Annotated in this window: 14 protein-coding genes and 1 pseudogene; 13 read left to right on the top strand and 2 right to left on the bottom strand. The window is 52.9% G+C overall.

Annotation, left to right across the window (positions count from 1 at the left end; all coding sequences use genetic code 11):
* Positions 1–333 precede the first annotated feature (333 nt).
* The 6 genes from HX851_RS04305 to HX851_RS04280 all read left to right on the top strand — a co-directional run bounded on the left by HX851_RS04305 (position 334) and on the right by HX851_RS04280 (position 5,530).
* A complete protein-coding gene (locus tag HX851_RS04305) occupies positions 334–612 on the top strand; it encodes a type II toxin-antitoxin system HigB family toxin (RefSeq protein ID WP_058418254.1) in 279 nt (92 codons plus the stop codon).
* The gene (locus HX851_RS04300) at positions 602–1,822 is read left to right on the top strand and encodes an ImmA/IrrE family metallo-endopeptidase (RefSeq protein ID WP_177065144.1); all 1,221 of its coding nucleotides are present in this window, start codon (positions 602–604) and stop codon (positions 1,820–1,822) included. The genes HX851_RS04305 and HX851_RS04300 overlap by 11 nt, the downstream gene beginning before the upstream one ends.
* Positions 1,819–2,961, top strand: coding sequence for a beta family protein (locus HX851_RS04295; protein WP_112196101.1), 1,143 nt, complete (start codon positions 1,819–1,821; stop codon positions 2,959–2,961). Before HX851_RS04300 ends, HX851_RS04295 begins: the two co-directional genes overlap by 4 nt.
* Positions 2,962–3,214: 253 nt before the next feature.
* Positions 3,215–4,198, top strand: a complete 984-nt coding sequence (locus tag HX851_RS04290) for an adenosine deaminase family protein (RefSeq protein WP_112196978.1) — start codon at positions 3,215–3,217, stop codon at positions 4,196–4,198.
* Positions 4,188–4,742 (top strand): non-canonical purine NTP pyrophosphatase, encoded by a 555-nt coding sequence (locus HX851_RS04285; protein ID WP_112196100.1) that lies wholly within the window; start codon positions 4,188–4,190, stop codon positions 4,740–4,742. The genes HX851_RS04290 and HX851_RS04285 overlap by 11 nt, the downstream gene beginning before the upstream one ends.
* Positions 4,742–5,530, top strand: coding sequence for an SIR2 family NAD-dependent protein deacylase (locus HX851_RS04280; RefSeq protein WP_112196099.1), 789 nt, complete (start codon positions 4,742–4,744; stop codon positions 5,528–5,530). Before HX851_RS04285 ends, HX851_RS04280 begins: the two co-directional genes overlap by 1 nt.
* A 308-nt stretch (positions 5,531–5,838) precedes the next feature.
* On the opposite strand, the pseudogene HX851_RS04275 reads toward HX851_RS04280, so the two are convergent.
* A pseudogene (locus tag HX851_RS04275) lies at positions 5,839–5,985 on the bottom strand (toxin-antitoxin system HicB family antitoxin); the annotation flags it as partial.
* Between the two features lie 455 nt (positions 5,986–6,440).
* Here HX851_RS04275 and HX851_RS04270 point away from each other — a divergent pair.
* The 7 genes from HX851_RS04270 (at position 6,441) to HX851_RS04240 (ending at position 13,565) form a co-directional block, all read left to right on the top strand.
* Entirely contained in the window at positions 6,441–6,848 is a 408-nt protein-coding gene (locus HX851_RS04270) for a hypothetical protein (RefSeq protein ID WP_042935698.1), read from the top strand.
* Positions 6,849–7,506: 658 nt separating this feature from the next.
* Positions 7,507–8,520: a hypothetical protein gene (locus HX851_RS04265; RefSeq protein ID WP_177065142.1), complete on the top strand. Its 1,014-nt coding sequence runs from the start codon at positions 7,507–7,509 to the stop codon at positions 8,518–8,520.
* 273 nt (positions 8,521–8,793) lie between these two features.
* On the top strand, positions 8,794–9,777 hold the full coding sequence (locus tag HX851_RS04260) for an AraC family transcriptional regulator (RefSeq protein ID WP_177065140.1): 984 nt from the start codon (positions 8,794–8,796) through the stop codon (positions 9,775–9,777).
* Between the two features lie 164 nt (positions 9,778–9,941).
* Positions 9,942–10,976 (top strand): DUF1254 domain-containing protein, encoded by a 1,035-nt coding sequence (locus HX851_RS04255; protein WP_177065138.1) that lies wholly within the window; start codon positions 9,942–9,944, stop codon positions 10,974–10,976.
* 105 nt (positions 10,977–11,081) lie between these two features.
* Positions 11,082–11,927, top strand: coding sequence for a MipA/OmpV family protein (locus HX851_RS04250; protein ID WP_177065136.1), 846 nt, complete (start codon positions 11,082–11,084; stop codon positions 11,925–11,927).
* Between the two features lie 35 nt (positions 11,928–11,962).
* On the top strand, positions 11,963–12,778 hold the full coding sequence (locus tag HX851_RS04245) for an acid phosphatase (RefSeq protein ID WP_177065134.1): 816 nt from the start codon (positions 11,963–11,965) through the stop codon (positions 12,776–12,778).
* 13 nt (positions 12,779–12,791) lie between these two features.
* Positions 12,792–13,565, top strand: coding sequence for a hypothetical protein (locus HX851_RS04240; RefSeq protein WP_177065132.1), 774 nt, complete (start codon positions 12,792–12,794; stop codon positions 13,563–13,565).
* 366 nt (positions 13,566–13,931) lie between these two features.
* Here HX851_RS04240 and HX851_RS04235 read toward each other — a convergent pair whose 3' ends face one another.
* Positions 13,932–15,995 carry a multicopper oxidase family protein gene (locus HX851_RS04235; RefSeq protein ID WP_177065130.1) on the bottom strand — a complete coding sequence of 688 codons (2,064 nt, stop codon included), beginning with the start codon at positions 15,993–15,995 and terminating at the stop codon, positions 13,932–13,934.
* Positions 15,996–16,002: the final 7 nt, after the last annotated feature.

Raw genomic sequence — 16,002 nt, 5'->3', positions numbered from 1 at the left:
TTTTTCGACATTCATCTAGCCCAGCACTCCCCCTACACACGGGCCTACTATCTGGTTACCGCGCATTTGGTTTGCAAAAGGGCCGGAAAGATCTGGACGTTACGTACCATCAAATTGTCTGCTCTAGACCCATAGCTTGTGGGAATGATAGTCAGTCAAAACAAGGAGAAACGACCTTGTGGATTTCCGCCCCACCCCCAAGAGAGCCAACCATCACGCGAAAGCCTTCATGGGAAAAGCACTGGCGCTTACGCATAGATGGTTTTCCCAAATTGGGATATTGACAGCCTTATCTAATCCGAGCATTATCCTCCCAAATCGGGAAGAAAAAATATGCGACTCATCGGACGTGAAAAGCTAGCCAGCTTGAAAGGCATCGGCAGCGAAATTGAGAAGTGGGTGCGAACCTGGGCGTCTGAGGTCATGAGCGCTCACTGGAAGCATCCCACTGAAGTGAGCAGCCAATTCCCAAATGCCAAAAACACTGGCAATGGTACGTTTTTATTCCCTGTATGTAATGGCGGCTTAACGATACAACTGTTAATCGTCTTCCCGCAGGGTGTAGCCCTTATTACAGATCTAAAAGTTAGCGAAGACACCCATGGACACTAAGGTTATCCGGACAGACGAACAGTACCGAGCATACCTTGAAGAAGTTCAGGTACTGATGGCCAAAAATCCATCCCTTTACACTACTGATAGTGACAGACTTGAAGTACTCACTGTCCTACTTGAAGCCTACGAAAATAGTAAGTACCCAGTTGAGCCGCCAGATCCAATTGATGCAATTCTCTTTCGCATGCAAGAAAAGGGATTGAAGCAGGCAGACCTCGTTCCCTACTTCGGTACCAGCAGTCGGGTTTCAGAAGTTTTAAATAGAAAAAGACCTTTAACCGTTCAAATGATTCGAGCATTATCACTTGGACTGGGCATATCTGCAGAAACTCTTATAGGTTTATCAAGCCCTGATAACGAGCAAACAAAACAAGATATAGATTGGTCGAAATTTCCAATTAAAGAAATGACACGTAGGGGATGGCTGCAAAACTTTTCATTTCAAGCAAAAACTTCGGTTGAAGATATTGTTAAACATTTCATCTCAAACGCAGGATTACAGTTCGGAGCCGCAGCATTTCGAAGAACGCTTTCGGGAGAAGCAAAATCTCCAACAACCCAATACTCCCTTTATGCTTGGCTAGCTAGAGTAATACAATCCGCACGTATAAGAAAACCAAAACTTGGTCCGTTCAACAGTGAAAATATTTCCAGCAATTTTTTAAGAGAGCTCGCACAACTTAGCTGGTCGGAACGCGGCCCGCTACTTGCTGTAGAGTATTTGGAAAGGCAAGGAATAGCAGTAGTAATTGAGCCTCACCTTAAAGGCACCCAATTGGACGGTGCAGCTCTGAAAGATAATGATGGCACTCCAATTGTCGCGTTAACACTGAGATACGATAGGCTAGACAACTTCTGGTTCACGCTGCTTCATGAGGTCGCCCATATTTGGAAGCATGTAGGGAATGAAGATGCCTTTTTAGACGATCTTAATACAGAGTCGGAGGATCGGCGTGAGGCGGAAGCCAATCGATTGGCGCGAGAGGCATTTATTCCTAGAGGAATCTGGAGAAGAAGTGATGCCTTCATCTCCCCAAATAGAGAAAACATAGAGGCATTAGCAAGAGAGCTTAGAATCCATCCAGCTATAATTGCCGGTAGATTGAGGAAAGAATCTGGAAATTATAGTAGCTTTCCAGATTTGACAGGGCAGCACCAAGTAAAATCGTTGTTTTTATCCACAGCTGATTACGAGGTTTTCAAATGACCCCTCGATACATACCTGTTCTCAAAGCAATGGATAGCGAATTCAAAGCAGTTGCTCAAATGAGCAAGATAACTGCCGACCGAACTTGCCCTTTGTTTGAAATCCCACGTATCGGCAAGAACATTACTGAAGCAAAGCGTTTTGAAGGATGCGCTCATCTGACCACAGCGTACCTAAACGAAGTGACTGATAGGATTGCCGCTGTATGGAAAGGCAGAACATCGATGGTCGATGCCTTCCATTGGCAACCAGACGCGACTGTAGAGTCTGGAGAGCATATCGTCCAATATATTTATGGCAGACTCACCGCGCTCGGAGTTAATATCCGTCCAATAATCGGATATGACCGCTGGGAAAACCAAGCTTATCGATTGGCACTACAAAACTTAGATCCAGAACTTTTACATCAGTCCTGTATACGCCTTGATCTTCAAGCCTTAGAGGACACCGAAGAGCCAGAGTTTTTCGAAGAGAACATTGAGTCTATCTTAGACGGTTTGTCACTTGAACCAAGCAACTGCTCTTGCCTAATTGATTTTGGCGACGTGACCGGTTGGTCCGTTGTAGACATGCTGGATAAGGTAGATTCGATTCTTTCTATCCTTGAAAAATACGCATTCAGCTACATTGCTGTATCAGGATGCTCACTGCCTAAATCAATTGATCTAGCTGTAAAGAAACCCGACACATCAGATATCATTCCACGCAAAGAAATGTTGGTATGGCAAGCGATCCGTCAAAGCAATCCGAAATTGCGGATCATCTATAGTGACTATGGTGTACGAGGTCCGTCGAGTAACGAAGGCATTCGAAACCCTCACGCTAATGGAAAAATCAGATATACAATCGATAAGCACTTTTTCATAGTTCGCGGTCACTCCATGAAGCTTCCTGGAAAAGGTCAACAAATGTGGGGGCTCGCCAAAACTGTTGTTGAGTCTAGATACTATATGGGGGAAACCTTTAGCTGGGGTGATAACCGTATTTTAGAATGCAGCAAGAAAGAGTGTATGGGGGGGCACCCACAATGGATTACCAATGACACTAGCCACCATCTGGCCTATGTGATGGCCGAAGTTAACAACTTTGAGCTATCCGTTATTGGTTCAAGCTTAGAAGAAAGCGAATTGAGCTCTTGAAGTAATTTCCAAGATAATTAGCTTCTGAACCAATATATCAAAAGGGGGTATGGGATGCCCCCCAGCAGTACGTCCGGACTCGATGAGCATAAATCTAATAAAATCGGCACCCAAGGATTTTCAGCTTGTAACTGTGTCTAAAGTCTTGTTACCCATTATAAGTCTAGAGATCTTTACTGCCTATTTCGCACCCTTCATATTACCAGCGCAATTTAGCCTCTAGATCAACTTTTTATTGATGAAGACCTCTCTGATGGAACACGATTTTAAAAGCATGGAAAAGGGTGAGCTACACGTACACTTAAATGGCCTCGTCAGTACTCGCCTAGTTATTGATTTACTCCAGCAGCAGGGAGCAGAAATTCCTGATAATTTTAATTTAGAAAGAGACCTCACCAGGTTTACACCTTCCCCTGACCTTCAGACATATCTAAAGCCTTGGCAAGTTTTAAGGCTTATTCCTCAAGGTCGCACAGCTCTCAATTTAATGGTTTTTAGTGCATTCGAAAACCTAGCAGCTCAAAATGTAAAGTTTGTCGAGTTACGGAGTAGCGTAATTTATCTTGCACTTCTTAATAACGTCACAGTACCCGAGGCGCTCTTGTGGTTGACCGAAGAGATTTACAGCGCCTCATTAAAATACGGTATTAGGGGCGGGCTGATATTAACAGTTTCACGCGGGGATTACGCTGCGGAACATCTACGTACCCTCTTAGCCGCTTATGCATCTATTGGTAAGCCCGGAATAATAGTAGGACTAGATTTAGCTGGCAACGAAGATACCGTATCTCCAACAGAGCTCCCTCAGTTATATCGGAAAGCAAAATCTGATTTAGGATTAAAAGTCACTATACACGCAGGGGAAACAGGCAACCCCCAAAATATTATAGAAGCTATCACCGAGTTTGATGCTGACAGGATTGGACACGGTACAGCCGCATTCAAATCAACGAAAATCATGGAATTGATGCACAAGCGCGATATATGTGTAGAGGTATGCCCTATTAGCAACCGCCTAACAGGTGCTGTAAAATCAAGCGAGTCCCACCCTGTATGTGAGTTCATAAAATTCGGTGTACCATTCGTTATTTGCTCGGACAATCCGGCGATTCACGGTGCGAGCATTAGCGATGACTATAATGAGTTCTATAAAGAAACAGAAAATAGTGCCATCCTCGAGAACATGCTGACCTTACAAAGAAAATATAGCTTCATGGAAGATCAAAATGAAAATTAGATTTGTTTCAAAAAACAACTTCAAAGTCCAAGAAGTCCAACAAATACTTCAGGATACTGGGGTAGAGGTCGTTGCTGCCCGATACTCAATTGATGAAATCCAAACTGAGAATGTTGATAGTTTGGTCAGAGATAAATTACTGAAGGCTTTCAATATAATAGGACGCCCTGTTTTCGTCGAGCATACTGGTCTCTATATTGACAGCCTCAATGGCTTCCCAGGTGGATTAACACAGATTTTTTGGGACAAGCTTCAAGCTGACAAATTTTCGACCCTGTTTGGATCCGGGGAAAATACTAACTTGGTCGCAAAAACGATAATTGGATATTGCGACTCTATGAAAATCCATCTTTTTGAAGGTGCAATAAAAGGCACCATATCTGCTGAACCCCGAGGAAACAGAGACTTTCAGTGGGATTGTGTTTTTATTCCAGAAGGCTTTACTGAAACTTTCGCGGAAATGGGGGATAGAAAAAATGACATATCGATGAGGCGTATTGCATTCGATAAATTTAAACAGTTTCTTAAAGATGGAAATACTTGATGGAACAGTTACTATCATCTTTTAAGCAAGGCAACGTTATACTTTTCGTTGGTGCTGGAGTATCCACCAATCTGGGGCTTCCATCTTGGGGCGAACTGATCGACAAAATCGCTCAAGAACTAGGGTATGACCCTGAGATTTATAAGACATTTGGCGATCATTACGCCCTTGCCGAATATTATAGGATCAAAAAAGGTAGTATCGGTCCCCTCCGAAGCTGGATGGACCGAAGCTGGCATGCTCCGACTATCAATATCGAATCGTCGAAAATTCATGAACTGATTGCAAAAGCCAACTTTCCAATAATTTATACTACAAACTATGATCGATGGCTCGAAAACACATTCGATCACTTCCAAAAGCCATACACCAAAATAGCATCAGTATCTGACGTAACTAAGATAAGACCTGGAAGCACTCAAATAATTAAGTTTCACGGAGACTTCGATGATGACACCTCGATAGTACTTGATGAAACTAGTTATTTTGAAAGATTAGAATTCGAAACACCTCTAGATATTAAATTGCGATCGGACGTGCTTGGCAAATCAGTACTATTCATTGGTTACCGACTTGCCGATATAAATTTAAGGTTTCTATTCTACAAGTTATCCAAAATCTGGAAGGCCAACTGCAATAGTGAGGCACAGCCTCGGTCATACATATTTTCACCTAGACCAAACCCCGTCCAAGAAGCCATTCTTAACCAATGGGGAATTAACATGCTTTCTTCTCAGGTAGACTCCCAAGGAGATGCTCTCGCGGAATTTTTAGAGAATTTTGTATAACTCAAATGCAGCTTTAGCAGCCTAAATCAAAGAAATTTACGACTTCGGCCTGATTTTAAAGATGGCTCACAGCAGGCCAAAGGTCTAAAAGTAGACTCTGAAATTTATTAACCACATCGTTGCACCTGCTATGGGAATAATCCCTAGCGAAAAAACTGCAAAATCTTAGGGTAGCTTTAGGGGTATAGCAGATTAACCATAGCTGTTATCTCATTGTATTGAATTAAAAAAGTCCGATTTTTCGACTCCTGGTGCCTCCATTTAAAATCAAAAGCCCGCTCTGATGAGACAGCCTGGCTTGAGAAGGATCAGGCGCAGACTTCGCGATCCAGGACATCAGAAACCCACTGATTGATGCTCTTGTGAGCCGACTGCGCCTTGACTGCCACTGTGGCATGAAGAACCGGAACCCGTCGCACGCTCAGATTACCGGAGTAGAGCTTCCGTGGAGCACGCCGAGCTGCGCGCTCGGACCAACGACCTGTTCACACGACGTCAAAGCGCTGCCGGTAACCACAGTGCACGCAGACGATGGAGCAAATCGGCCGATTCAAGATACGGGATTGGTTGAGTGCTACACCGGTGCCTTGTAATGAGCAGAAATGGCTTTCCAAAAAAACTCATATTTCCTACGCATTTTGGACGTGGGAGAATGTTGTGTGCGCTTACTGCTGGGTCTACATTCCGAGGGTCGCTGCAAAATCAGCGATGCGGGTTTCGCAGCCCGGCGGTTTCTGTTGGCGCACAGCGCCGCGTAAGCGGCTTTTTCATGTCTGCGTTATGGCGGGCTGTGCGCAGGAGGCTTATGCCTGCCGGTGTTCCAACAGACCGGTCTGCGAACCTGCGTACAGTTCGCCACCCTTGTTTCGCAGCGAGAGTGGAGATCTCCTTAACCTGTTGGAGATTCACCATGGCTAAGAAAATCACCCCCGATCCGCCTCCTTGCCGCACTTCCAGTCTTTCTGAAAAGAGCGACTTTCTATGCGGTGCCGTCTACGGCGCTTTAGAACAGATCAATGCAGATCCACCGCCGTGCCTGCTGCTCGATACTCTCACCACCACTGCTTTCAACGCTGCCCCTCCCGACTGCGCCCATAGGTCAGCGCTGTTTTGCGTACAACCAGGAATCACCGCCACGGTCGCGTTGGCCCATGTCTCGGATTTGCTCAAAGTTGCCGAGTTGAATGCCGATGAAATCGGTCCTCATCTGCACGGCGTTGATCGCGATCTGTTCAGGGGCGTGATGCATGCGCTGGAGCTGTCGCGGACGGTGGTGGACTCTCTGCTTGCAGGGGCCAACCCGCAGCTGTCGAGCTGAACCTGGCCTTTCGGCAGCCGCCCGGTTCGGCGGTTGCCGATGCTGCTTAGACGTCCCACCCCGCAGTCCCCCAACTACCGCGCCCGCCCACCTGAACCGCTTTCCACACCAGCCAGGCCCTGAATGGTGCCGCGCTGGAGTTCATGGTGTTCGGGGAGGTGTACTTCCAGCCGCTGCGCAATGTGGTCGGGCAGGTGCTGGAGCTGCGCCACCTGCGGGCGCTCAATTCCTGCTGAGTCAAGGCAGGTATTTTGGGACGATTACTGACCGGTTTTCTCGGGGCGCCTGCGTGTCACGAAAACGGCCAGGAGCACTCGGAAACGGTGGCCGCCCAGGGGCCCCACTTAGAGCCCTGGTCTCGGCCTTGCCGAATGGAAATCCTCTTCTAAACTAGTCTGACTCTACTTGAACGATGTGCTGATGATCCTTTCTGCTTCAGATGGGTATTTCAGTCTGGTGAAACCGTACCCGCTACAGACATCAAACCCAGGGGGCATGCATGCCATATTTTTATGAGTGCTCGAATATCAACTGCAAACAGCCCTCAAGATCGGAAAAAGAGATAAGTCCTGACTTATGGTACAAATACAAGTGTGGGACATGTGGGAAACCCATATCCAAATCAATACAGAACCCGGGAATATTTCTGGTAAAAGCGGTGCAACCCAATCCGTTTGCCCTGCCCCCCAAGAAACCCACAACTCCCTCACCAGTGCCCTCATCAAATACTGACATCGCAACCAGCATGTTCAAACAAGTCGAGGAAGAAAAAAAAGAAAAAATCGCGAAAAACAAACGCGAACACAGCTTGATAGCAGAGCCATTCGAAATAAAAACCAAAAGTGAGGAAGAGCTGGAGCATACGGATAAAAAAAAGAAATACATGGTTGGCGAGTCTGTATCACAAGAAAAAATATATGAAATGCTGGATGCCAAAGGCTACCTGTTCTTCTCCAGAGCCATGACTTTTGTAAAACACAACAAAGAGCTTCGCGGTAAAAACATCAGCACCAGCGTAGTCGAAGAGCCCGGATTCTTGAATGGCCTGGCAAAAACCAAGAGCTTTTTGTTTAATCATTATGCGATTGGACTTAACGACGTGAGGAGCGACAAGGGCAGTTTTGCCGGGACATTTCCAGACTACTACGTAAGCAAAAACCAACAAATCTTTGCGATTGAACTGAAAACCCCGCAAAGTAAAATGATAGATTTCCTTGACCTGCTTGACAAGCCGATCCAGATGCAAGATCAGCTGGAAACAAATGTCGAGAGGACGATAAGAACAGAAATCGATAATAGAAAGAAGCATCTGCCCCAAGGGGTGTTACAGATCCTGATGTTTGATATCTGTAACCTGACTGGCTTCAAGGAAGACCCCATCGTGCAGTTCTACGGTGTCGCCAGCTCAGGAAAAAATGAAATCTGGTTCGCCGAATCCTTTCACTCTTTCATGTTCTGCGACAGCGATGCGAAGAGCGAAATACTACACCTCAAATTTTCAGAAATAGAGAGCGCGGTGAAAAACAAGAAAAACATGCCCAAGCTATCTAATGGATGGATTGATTTTGCAAAACTGGAATCAAACAAAAAATGGTTCACCCCTTCAACGACCATCCAAACGAGTAATGACGCAGAATTTGTCACACCGACAACTTCAACAAACAATAAGTGACCGCGATACCGCTGCAACATTTTACTTGAGTGATAGTGCTCAACCGGTCAACCTGCCATTCTCCGGCATCCCCCCAGCCAGCACCGGCTGCATCCGCCACGGGGAACGGGTATGACAGCAATGATGTGGGGGTTTACTCGTATGGGTTGCGGTGAGCGCTGGCGAATCTCGCCTATGCTGCCTTATGCTTTTTGAAACGGCTTGCGCCTTGAAATGCATTGGCGACGGTACGGTGCGAATGTCGAACAAGCGATGATACCGGTGTAAACGCCCATGACGAATGCCACGCCCTCCATCAAACTCAGCACCCTTCGGCCAATCGCTCCCTATCTGGGCATGCGGGGGGTGTCACCGCTGGAGTTCTTTCGGCGTTTTGATATTTCCCCTCATGTTTTTCAGAACCCTGATGCCTGGGTACCGCGAGCGGCCTGCTTTCATATCGCCAATGAAATGGCGGCGATCACCCAGGATCCCTTCGCCGGGGCCTGCGTGGGACACCTGATCGAAGTGGGCTCCCTCGGTGCCTGGGGCGAATTGATATTGGGCTCGACCAACCTCGCCCAGGCTTGTGCGGCGGCGGCGGTCCATACGAAATTGCTGCATCAGGGCGGGGAAGTAAAAATCATCACCGAGGGCCGTACGACGAGGCTGATCCAGCAATTTACCGGGCAGCACGGGGCCGATCCCAAGCAGGTCATTCTCGGCACCCTCGCGGTGCTGAGAAAAGTGCCTCTCATGTCCGGCGAGCCTGGCGCCATACGCATACATCTGAAAAACCCGAGGGAGCGAGGAGACGAGGCGCTCGAAGAATACCTGGGCGCGAACCTCGAAATGAACGCCGAGTACAACATGATCGAATTCGATCGTGAGTTGCTCGAGATTCCCCTGCAAAACACCCGCGATGATGCCTGGAAGACCACCCGGGCCTTGAGCTCCACCGCTCGGGCGGCCGATGTGCTCGCCAGGCAGATATCCGACCAGGAACAATCCAGGCTCGCCAGCATTTCCAGAAAGATGGGAATGTCGCCTCGAACGTTGCAGCGTCGCCTCGAATATTGCGGCATCGACTTCGACGCTTTACGTGACGAAACCCGTCGCAACGAGGCCTTTCAGTTACTGGCCAGCGGTAAATACACCGCCACGGAAATTGCCTATATGGTCGGCTACAGCGATCCGGCGCACTTCACTCGGGCCTTCAAGCGCTGGACCGGGAGCCCGCCATCGCGCTATCGCGCGGTCCTGCAACACGATCGCTGACATCCTCGCCTGACCCATCCCCCTCCTCCCGAGCATTCCCTCCTTCAGGCGCTGCCCTACTGGCACGCGCCCGCTTCGCTTTTGGCACCAAATGGCAAGTTTCCACCAGGACGTTCTTATAGAGTCAAAAAGGTAACGTCAACTTATAAGACCACGAGGTTTCAATGTCCCATTCATCCATGGCCTGCATCCTTGCCCTGACGCTGGCAACTTTTGCAGGTGCGAACGCCCAGTCATCCTCAGATGCGGCGATACCGGTTGGTGTGGATAACTTTGTCCGTGCCGAGTCCGATCTCTACATGGGAAAAATGGTGGCGAGTGGGGGTTTTGGTCAGTTTGTGCATAGCCGCGAACCGGTGCCCATCGACGCTCAGAATGTCATCCGCATGAACCGGGACACGCTTTACTCCTCGGCAGTGTTCGATCTCGATGCCGGCCCCGTGACGATCACGTTGCCCGAGGCCGGCAAGCGCTTCATGTCGATGCAAGTGGTCAACGAAGATCAATACGTACCCGCCGTCCTCTACGAAGCCGGCGACCATATGCTGACGAAAGAGGCTGTCGGCACACGCTATGTCTTTGTCGCTGTCCGTCTGTTCTTCGATCCCACGGATCTCCAGGACCTTGAACAGGTGCATGCACTGCAGGATGCAATCAAGGTCAGCCAGGCCAAAAGCGGGGAGTTCGTGGTGCCGAAGTGGGATCAGGCGAGCCAGAAAAAGATACGCGATGCCCTGGCCGTTCTGGGCTCGACGATTCCCGACTACAACCAATCCTTTGGCCCCAAGGGCAAGGTCAATCCGATCCATCACCTGATCGGAACCGCGACGGGTTGGGGCGGAAACCCGGCCAGGGACGCGATCTACCTTGGCAGCGCCATACCGAAGAACGATGGGAAAACCGTTTACCGGCTCAAAGTGGGAGATGTCCCGGTCAACAGTTTCTGGTCTGTGAGTGTTTACAACGCAGACGGCTACTTCCAGAAAAACCCGTATGACGCCTACTCGTTGAATAACCTCACGGCCAGGAAAAGTGACGATGGCTCGATCGTCATCCAGTTCGGCGGCTGTGACGGCAAGATTGCCAACTGCCTGCCTACCCCTCCCGGCTGGAACTATACGGTCAGGCTCTATCAGCCAAGTTACCAGATACTCAATGGCCAATGGCGTTTTCCACAGCCGCAGCCCGTCAAACTCTAATCAAGTACATCAACTAAAAAGTTTCGACGCTTATAAACAAGCGCAAGAGCTGATACGTCAGGGACTTCTCTGAACTACAGAGTTTTACATCAGGGGAAAGAAGCAATGACACGCCCGGTTAATTCACACTTTTCCAGATATCAGGGGATGGCCTTTATAGGTGCGACCCTCGCATTGGCGATGGCACTGCCCGCCCATGCGGACGATTCAAGCAGGACGCCCTCCGTGACGGCAGGCGGCGGCGTTGCCGTGGGTCCTTTGTACGAAGGCTCTTCACGGTACGCCGCGTTCCCGTCACTAAAACTCAAGGCGGTCCTGCCGACCGAAAGCTGGGGCACGTTTACCGCGGCCTTCCCGGAGGGGCTGCGTTGGGACTTGCCGGGGCTGGCTCCTTTCGGGGTGGCCCTGCTGATCGGCTACGACCAGGGGCGCAAGGAAAGAATCCAGACCCTGGGCGGTCGTGACGATTACCTGAGGGGCATGGGCAACCTGGACAGCACGGCCCTGGTCGGGGCGGAAGCGTACTGGATCCTGCCGGCCGGGCGCTTGTTTGTTCGTGGCCTGCAATCGAGCCAGAACCGCGATTACGGTGGCGAAAGCCTGGGCCGTACGGCGTACCTGGAAGCCGGGGTCGCCACGGCGTATCCACTGTCGTCGACATTGACCCTGGACTCGACGCTGTACGGCACCTGGAGCAACGAGAACGACATGATGGCCCGCTTCGGCGTCACGGCCCAACAAGCCGCGCGCACCCGGTTCGACGAATACCACCCAGGCGGCGGGATGCGCGACGTGACCTTGAAACTGGGCCTCACCTGGCAATGGCAGCCACAGCTGGCACTGGAAGGCGGCATCAAGACCTATGCCCTGGTCTCCGATGCCCGCAACAGCCCGCTGACGGATGAGAAGGTCGGCGCGGGCGCCTATCTGAATGCCCTGTACCGGTTTTGATCGACCGGCAACCGGGCTGGATAAAGGAACAATCGATGAACAACCTATACAAGCAGTTGGGGCTGGCTGGCCTGCTCTGGTCAGGGCTGGTGCTGGCCGACGATGCGACCACCAAGGTCACGGACCCTCACTTCAAGCTGGCGCCAGGCTATCTTGACCCGGCAGACCTGCCAGTGCGCCTGGCGTTGCTTGGCGCTCCACCCAAGCCGGACACTGCTGCCTTTGCGCGGGATGAGGAAGCACGCTGGGCGGCGCTGTCGCTACGGGGCACGGCCCGGGAGAAACTCGCGGCCAAGGATGCGGAGCTGTCATTTCCAGGACCGGCGCAGGCATTCTCCTGCGCGATGGGCACGCCGATCACCGAGAAAAACACGCCGCACCTTTATACGTTGATGCAACGCACCCTGACGGACGCAGGTGGCTCCACCTACGCCGGGAAGAATGCCTACAACCGAACCCGCCCCTTCGTGGCACATGACGAAGGGACATGCCGCAAGGACATGGAACCGCTGCTGCGCACGGACGGTTCCTGGCCGTCCGGCCACTCCGCGGCCGGCTGGGCCTGGGGGCTGGTGCTGGCCGAGATTCAGCCGGCGCGCGCCACTGAACTGATGACCCGCGGCTTGTCATTCGGCCAGAGCCGGGTCATCTGCGATGCACACTGGCAGAGCGACGTGGATGCCGGCCGCATCATGGGGGCCGCCACGGTGGCGAGCCTGCATGACAACCCGGCGTTCCTCGCGGACCTCGCGGCCGCGAAGGAAGAGGTCAAGGCGGCGCAAAAAGCAGGCTTGAAACCCACAGAGGACTGTGCGGCCGAAGGCGTGGCGCTCTCGCTGACCCAGCACTGACCGGAGAAAAACCATGATGCACAGTGACAACCGGCGCAGGCCGACCTGCCTGGCGCTGCTGGCGGGTGCCCTTGCCGCCGCCAGCCTGCCAACCGTGGCCAGGGCGGCAGACAGCGACGAGTGGCAGTTCAACGGCGGCCCTTACGTGTGGGGCGCCGGTATCCGAGGACACGTGGGCCATCGCAGCACCGGCACCCAGTTTATAAAATCCGACTTCTCCGATATCGCGCGTACCGTCGATATGTCGGTGATGCTCATGGGCGAGGCGCGGCGGGGTCCATACAGCGTACTCGCCGACCTGATGTATATCGACACCGACACCCGCAACCGTCTGCCGGCGGGCGCCCCGGCGTCCAAGCTCGAGGTGGAAAGCAAGACCGCCTCCGGATTCCTCGGGGGCGGCTACACGGTGCTGGGTGATGACAACCATCGGTTGGATGTCGCGGGCGGCGTGCGTGTCTGGTACAGCGGCACCACCATCAGCCTGCACGGTGGGCCCGCGGGTGGCCTATCGGGCTCGGACAACGCGACGTGGGCGGACGCCATGGCGGGACTGCGCGGGCACTATGCCGTGAATGACCGGTTCTGGTTGTCATCCTGGGGGATGGCGGGCGCCGGGCAGTCCCGGGAAGACTGGGACCTGGCAGCGCTGGCGGGCTGGGAGTTCTGGCCCGGCTTTTCGGCGGTGGCCGGCTACCGGGCCATGGGGGTGAATTATCGTCACGATGGGTTCGTCTACGACATTGTCCAGAAGGGGCCCTTGCTGGGTATCAGTGGAAGATTCTGAAGTGGCGCATACCTGGGCCCCCATTGGGGAATCCGGTCCCACGTCACCCGATTGAATGCACAGCGCACAGTTATCCGGGTGTCCCAACGCTTCTGGGAGCGTAATCCACTGATCGATACTTTTATGAGCCAACTGCGCCTTGACGGCCAGATGCGTGCAGCCTAACCCTGGTAATTCATCACGTTCACGGAATAACTCCCGCCTGTTCAATACGGGTTGGGATCCTGGTTTATGTCCAATTATGCAAAATTCCATAATTATGTTTTTCAACATAATTGCGCATAGTTCCACCCACTCCCTGGCAAGCTTCCCAAAAAACAAAGGCCCGCCCAACGGCGAGCCTCTGCCGGTTTCCTCAAACCTGTCTCAATGATGCGCCCCCTCCGAAATCCCCCCGGAGCCATCCGACAGGCCAATGCTCACGTTCTGCATCATCCCCTGGTCCTCGTGATCGAGGATGTGGCAGTGCAGCACGAACTCGCCGATATAGCGCTCGTACCGGGTGCGCACGTACAGCGTGTAGACCCCTTCACCCTTCGGGAATATTGTCGGATTGGAGCGGCTTTTCACAAACAGGGTGTCTTTCCACACGCCTTTCAAGCCGGCGTATTCGTTGTCGCCCTTGTCGGTTTTATCCACCGATCCGGGCACGCTCAGGTCGGTACCGTCCGGGCCGATGATCTTGTCGATCTGGAACGGGTTGACGTGGATATGGAACGGGTGACTCGCCCGCGCCGATTGCAGGACCCACTGCTCCGCCGTGCCCAGTTGCAGCTTGCGATTGATCGTCCCCGGCTTGTAGGGCACGGCATCCGCCAAGGTGTTGCCCACGGCGAACTTGGTGTTCTCCGGATCGCTGGTGTCGATCAGGAAGACCAGGGTCTGGCCCTTGCCCTTGAGCTCGCTCTCGGCGATGTCCGGGTGCGGGATGAACTTGTCCAGGTGCAGGCCTTTTTCCAGGTCCTTGACCACCGTGTCGCGGACGTCATCGGGCATATACTGCTTGGCCGCCGCCACCAATACCTTGGTCAGGTGCGCGGTGGTGTCCGGGACTTTTTCGCCCGCGCCGACATCGACAAAGCCGAGCAATTGCCGGCTGCTGGCCGCCTGGTCGACGTTGCCCGAGGCACTGGCCTGTTCATCGATCACGCAGTAGCGCCCCGACTCGGGGAAGGTCAGCAGCAGGTCGTTGCGATAACCCGGCTGCAAGGTCACCATGTCGCGCTTCTGCGCCTCTTTCATGGTCAGGCCATCGGCAGCGATGACGTGGTATTCCACCGGTTTGCCGGTGCATTGCTTGTCGATGAACTGCGCCGACTCCGACGCCGCGATACCCAGGTTGCTGGCGGGCTTGGCGCTGTCGTCCAGCCGGCGGAACTTCAGCTTGATGGTGTCGCGAATCCCCGCGTGCACCAGCCGCCAGCGCTCGACCCGGCCCGGCTTGGCACCGTCGAAGATCGGCTGCACCAGGCCGTTGACGCTGGTGTAGCGCCCCGAGTCGGACCAGCTGGAAGGCTGCAACTGGTCGAACGACTCGACGACCCCCGTTTCGCCGTCCTTGCAGGTCCAGTCGAGGACTTTCTTGTCCTTGCCGTCCTTGTCCTTGACGATCTTGTAGCGGAACTTGCCATCCGGTCCCTTGCACGCATAGGGGATCTGCTGGAACACCAGCAGGCGCTCGGGAAACGCCTGGCCCTGGTCATCCTTGAGCAGGGTATCGATATCGCCGTTGACGTCCTTGCCGGGCAGACGATCGCCGTGGATGACCAGTGCGCCGGCCATGCCGCTGGCAACCTGGATCGCGGTGGAACCGTGGCGATGCGGGTGATACCAGAAGGTGCCCGCCGGGTGGTCGGCGGGGATGTTGTATTCATACTGGAAGCTGACGCCGGGGTTGATCGACAGCAGCACGTTGTCGCTGTTGCCCGACGGGCTGACCCACAGGCCATGGGAGTGCAGGTTGGTGCCGTTGAAGCAGTGCGGCGCATCCGGATTGGCCTGCGGCTGGGTGCAACTGGGGTCTGCCGGCAGCGTGTTGTTGAGGCTGATACGCACCGTATCGCCGGGGGTGACATTGATGGTCGGCGCCACAAACGGTGCGGCCGGGTCGACATCGGTGCCCACGTAGCTGCGCAGCGAGACCGGGACATCCTTCTGCGTCGCGGGATCGTAGATTTGGTTGGTGGTGTATTTGATCGTCAAGTCCAGGCGCCGCTCGGTGCCGGCGTGGCCTTGCGCCGCCTCGGGAGCCTGGGTGGACTTGAGCAACAGGGTCCCGGTCTTCGGCTTGGGCGCTTCCTGTTGCAGGCCCGGCGGGTTGTAGAACAGCCGGGAAGGTTCTACCGCGAATGCCGTGCCGCCGTGGCCCATCACCGCCAGGGCGATCAGGCCCAGCGCATGGCGGGCTTTGTCCTTGTGCAATCCTTTCATGGTACTG

It is taken from the genome of Pseudomonas gingeri, assembly GCF_013385635.1.
Taxonomy (GTDB): Bacteria; Pseudomonadota; Gammaproteobacteria; order Pseudomonadales; family Pseudomonadaceae; genus Aquipseudomonas; species Aquipseudomonas gingeri_A.
This window is presented reverse-complemented; position numbering and strand designations above follow the sequence as displayed.

Bases quoted from the DNA above. Each gene is read 5' to 3' on its own strand.
- HX851_RS04305 (WP_058418254.1), top strand. From the start codon at position 334: ATGCGACTCATCGGACGTGAAAAGCTAGCCAGCTTGAAAGGCATCGGC.
- HX851_RS04300 (WP_177065144.1), top strand. From the start codon at position 602: ATGGACACTAAGGTTATCCGGACAGACGAACAGTACCGAGCATACCTT.
- HX851_RS04295 (WP_112196101.1), top strand. From the start codon at position 1,819: ATGACCCCTCGATACATACCTGTTCTCAAAGCAATGGATAGCGAATTC.
- HX851_RS04290 (WP_112196978.1), top strand. From the start codon at position 3,215: ATGGAACACGATTTTAAAAGCATGGAAAAGGGTGAGCTACACGTACAC.
- HX851_RS04285 (WP_112196100.1), top strand. From the start codon at position 4,188: ATGAAAATTAGATTTGTTTCAAAAAACAACTTCAAAGTCCAAGAAGTC.
- HX851_RS04280 (WP_112196099.1), top strand. From the start codon at position 4,742: ATGGAACAGTTACTATCATCTTTTAAGCAAGGCAACGTTATACTTTTC.
- HX851_RS04270 (WP_042935698.1), top strand. From the start codon at position 6,441: ATGGCTAAGAAAATCACCCCCGATCCGCCTCCTTGCCGCACTTCCAGT.
- HX851_RS04260 (WP_177065140.1), top strand. From the start codon at position 8,794: ATGACGAATGCCACGCCCTCCATCAAACTCAGCACCCTTCGGCCAATC.
- HX851_RS04255 (WP_177065138.1), top strand. From the start codon at position 9,942: ATGTCCCATTCATCCATGGCCTGCATCCTTGCCCTGACGCTGGCAACT.
- HX851_RS04250 (WP_177065136.1), top strand. From the start codon at position 11,082: ATGACACGCCCGGTTAATTCACACTTTTCCAGATATCAGGGGATGGCC.
- HX851_RS04245 (WP_177065134.1), top strand. From the start codon at position 11,963: ATGAACAACCTATACAAGCAGTTGGGGCTGGCTGGCCTGCTCTGGTCA.
- HX851_RS04240 (WP_177065132.1), top strand. From the start codon at position 12,792: ATGATGCACAGTGACAACCGGCGCAGGCCGACCTGCCTGGCGCTGCTG.
- HX851_RS04235 (WP_177065130.1), bottom strand. From the start codon at position 15,995: ATGAAAGGATTGCACAAGGACAAAGCCCGCCATGCGCTGGGCCTGATC.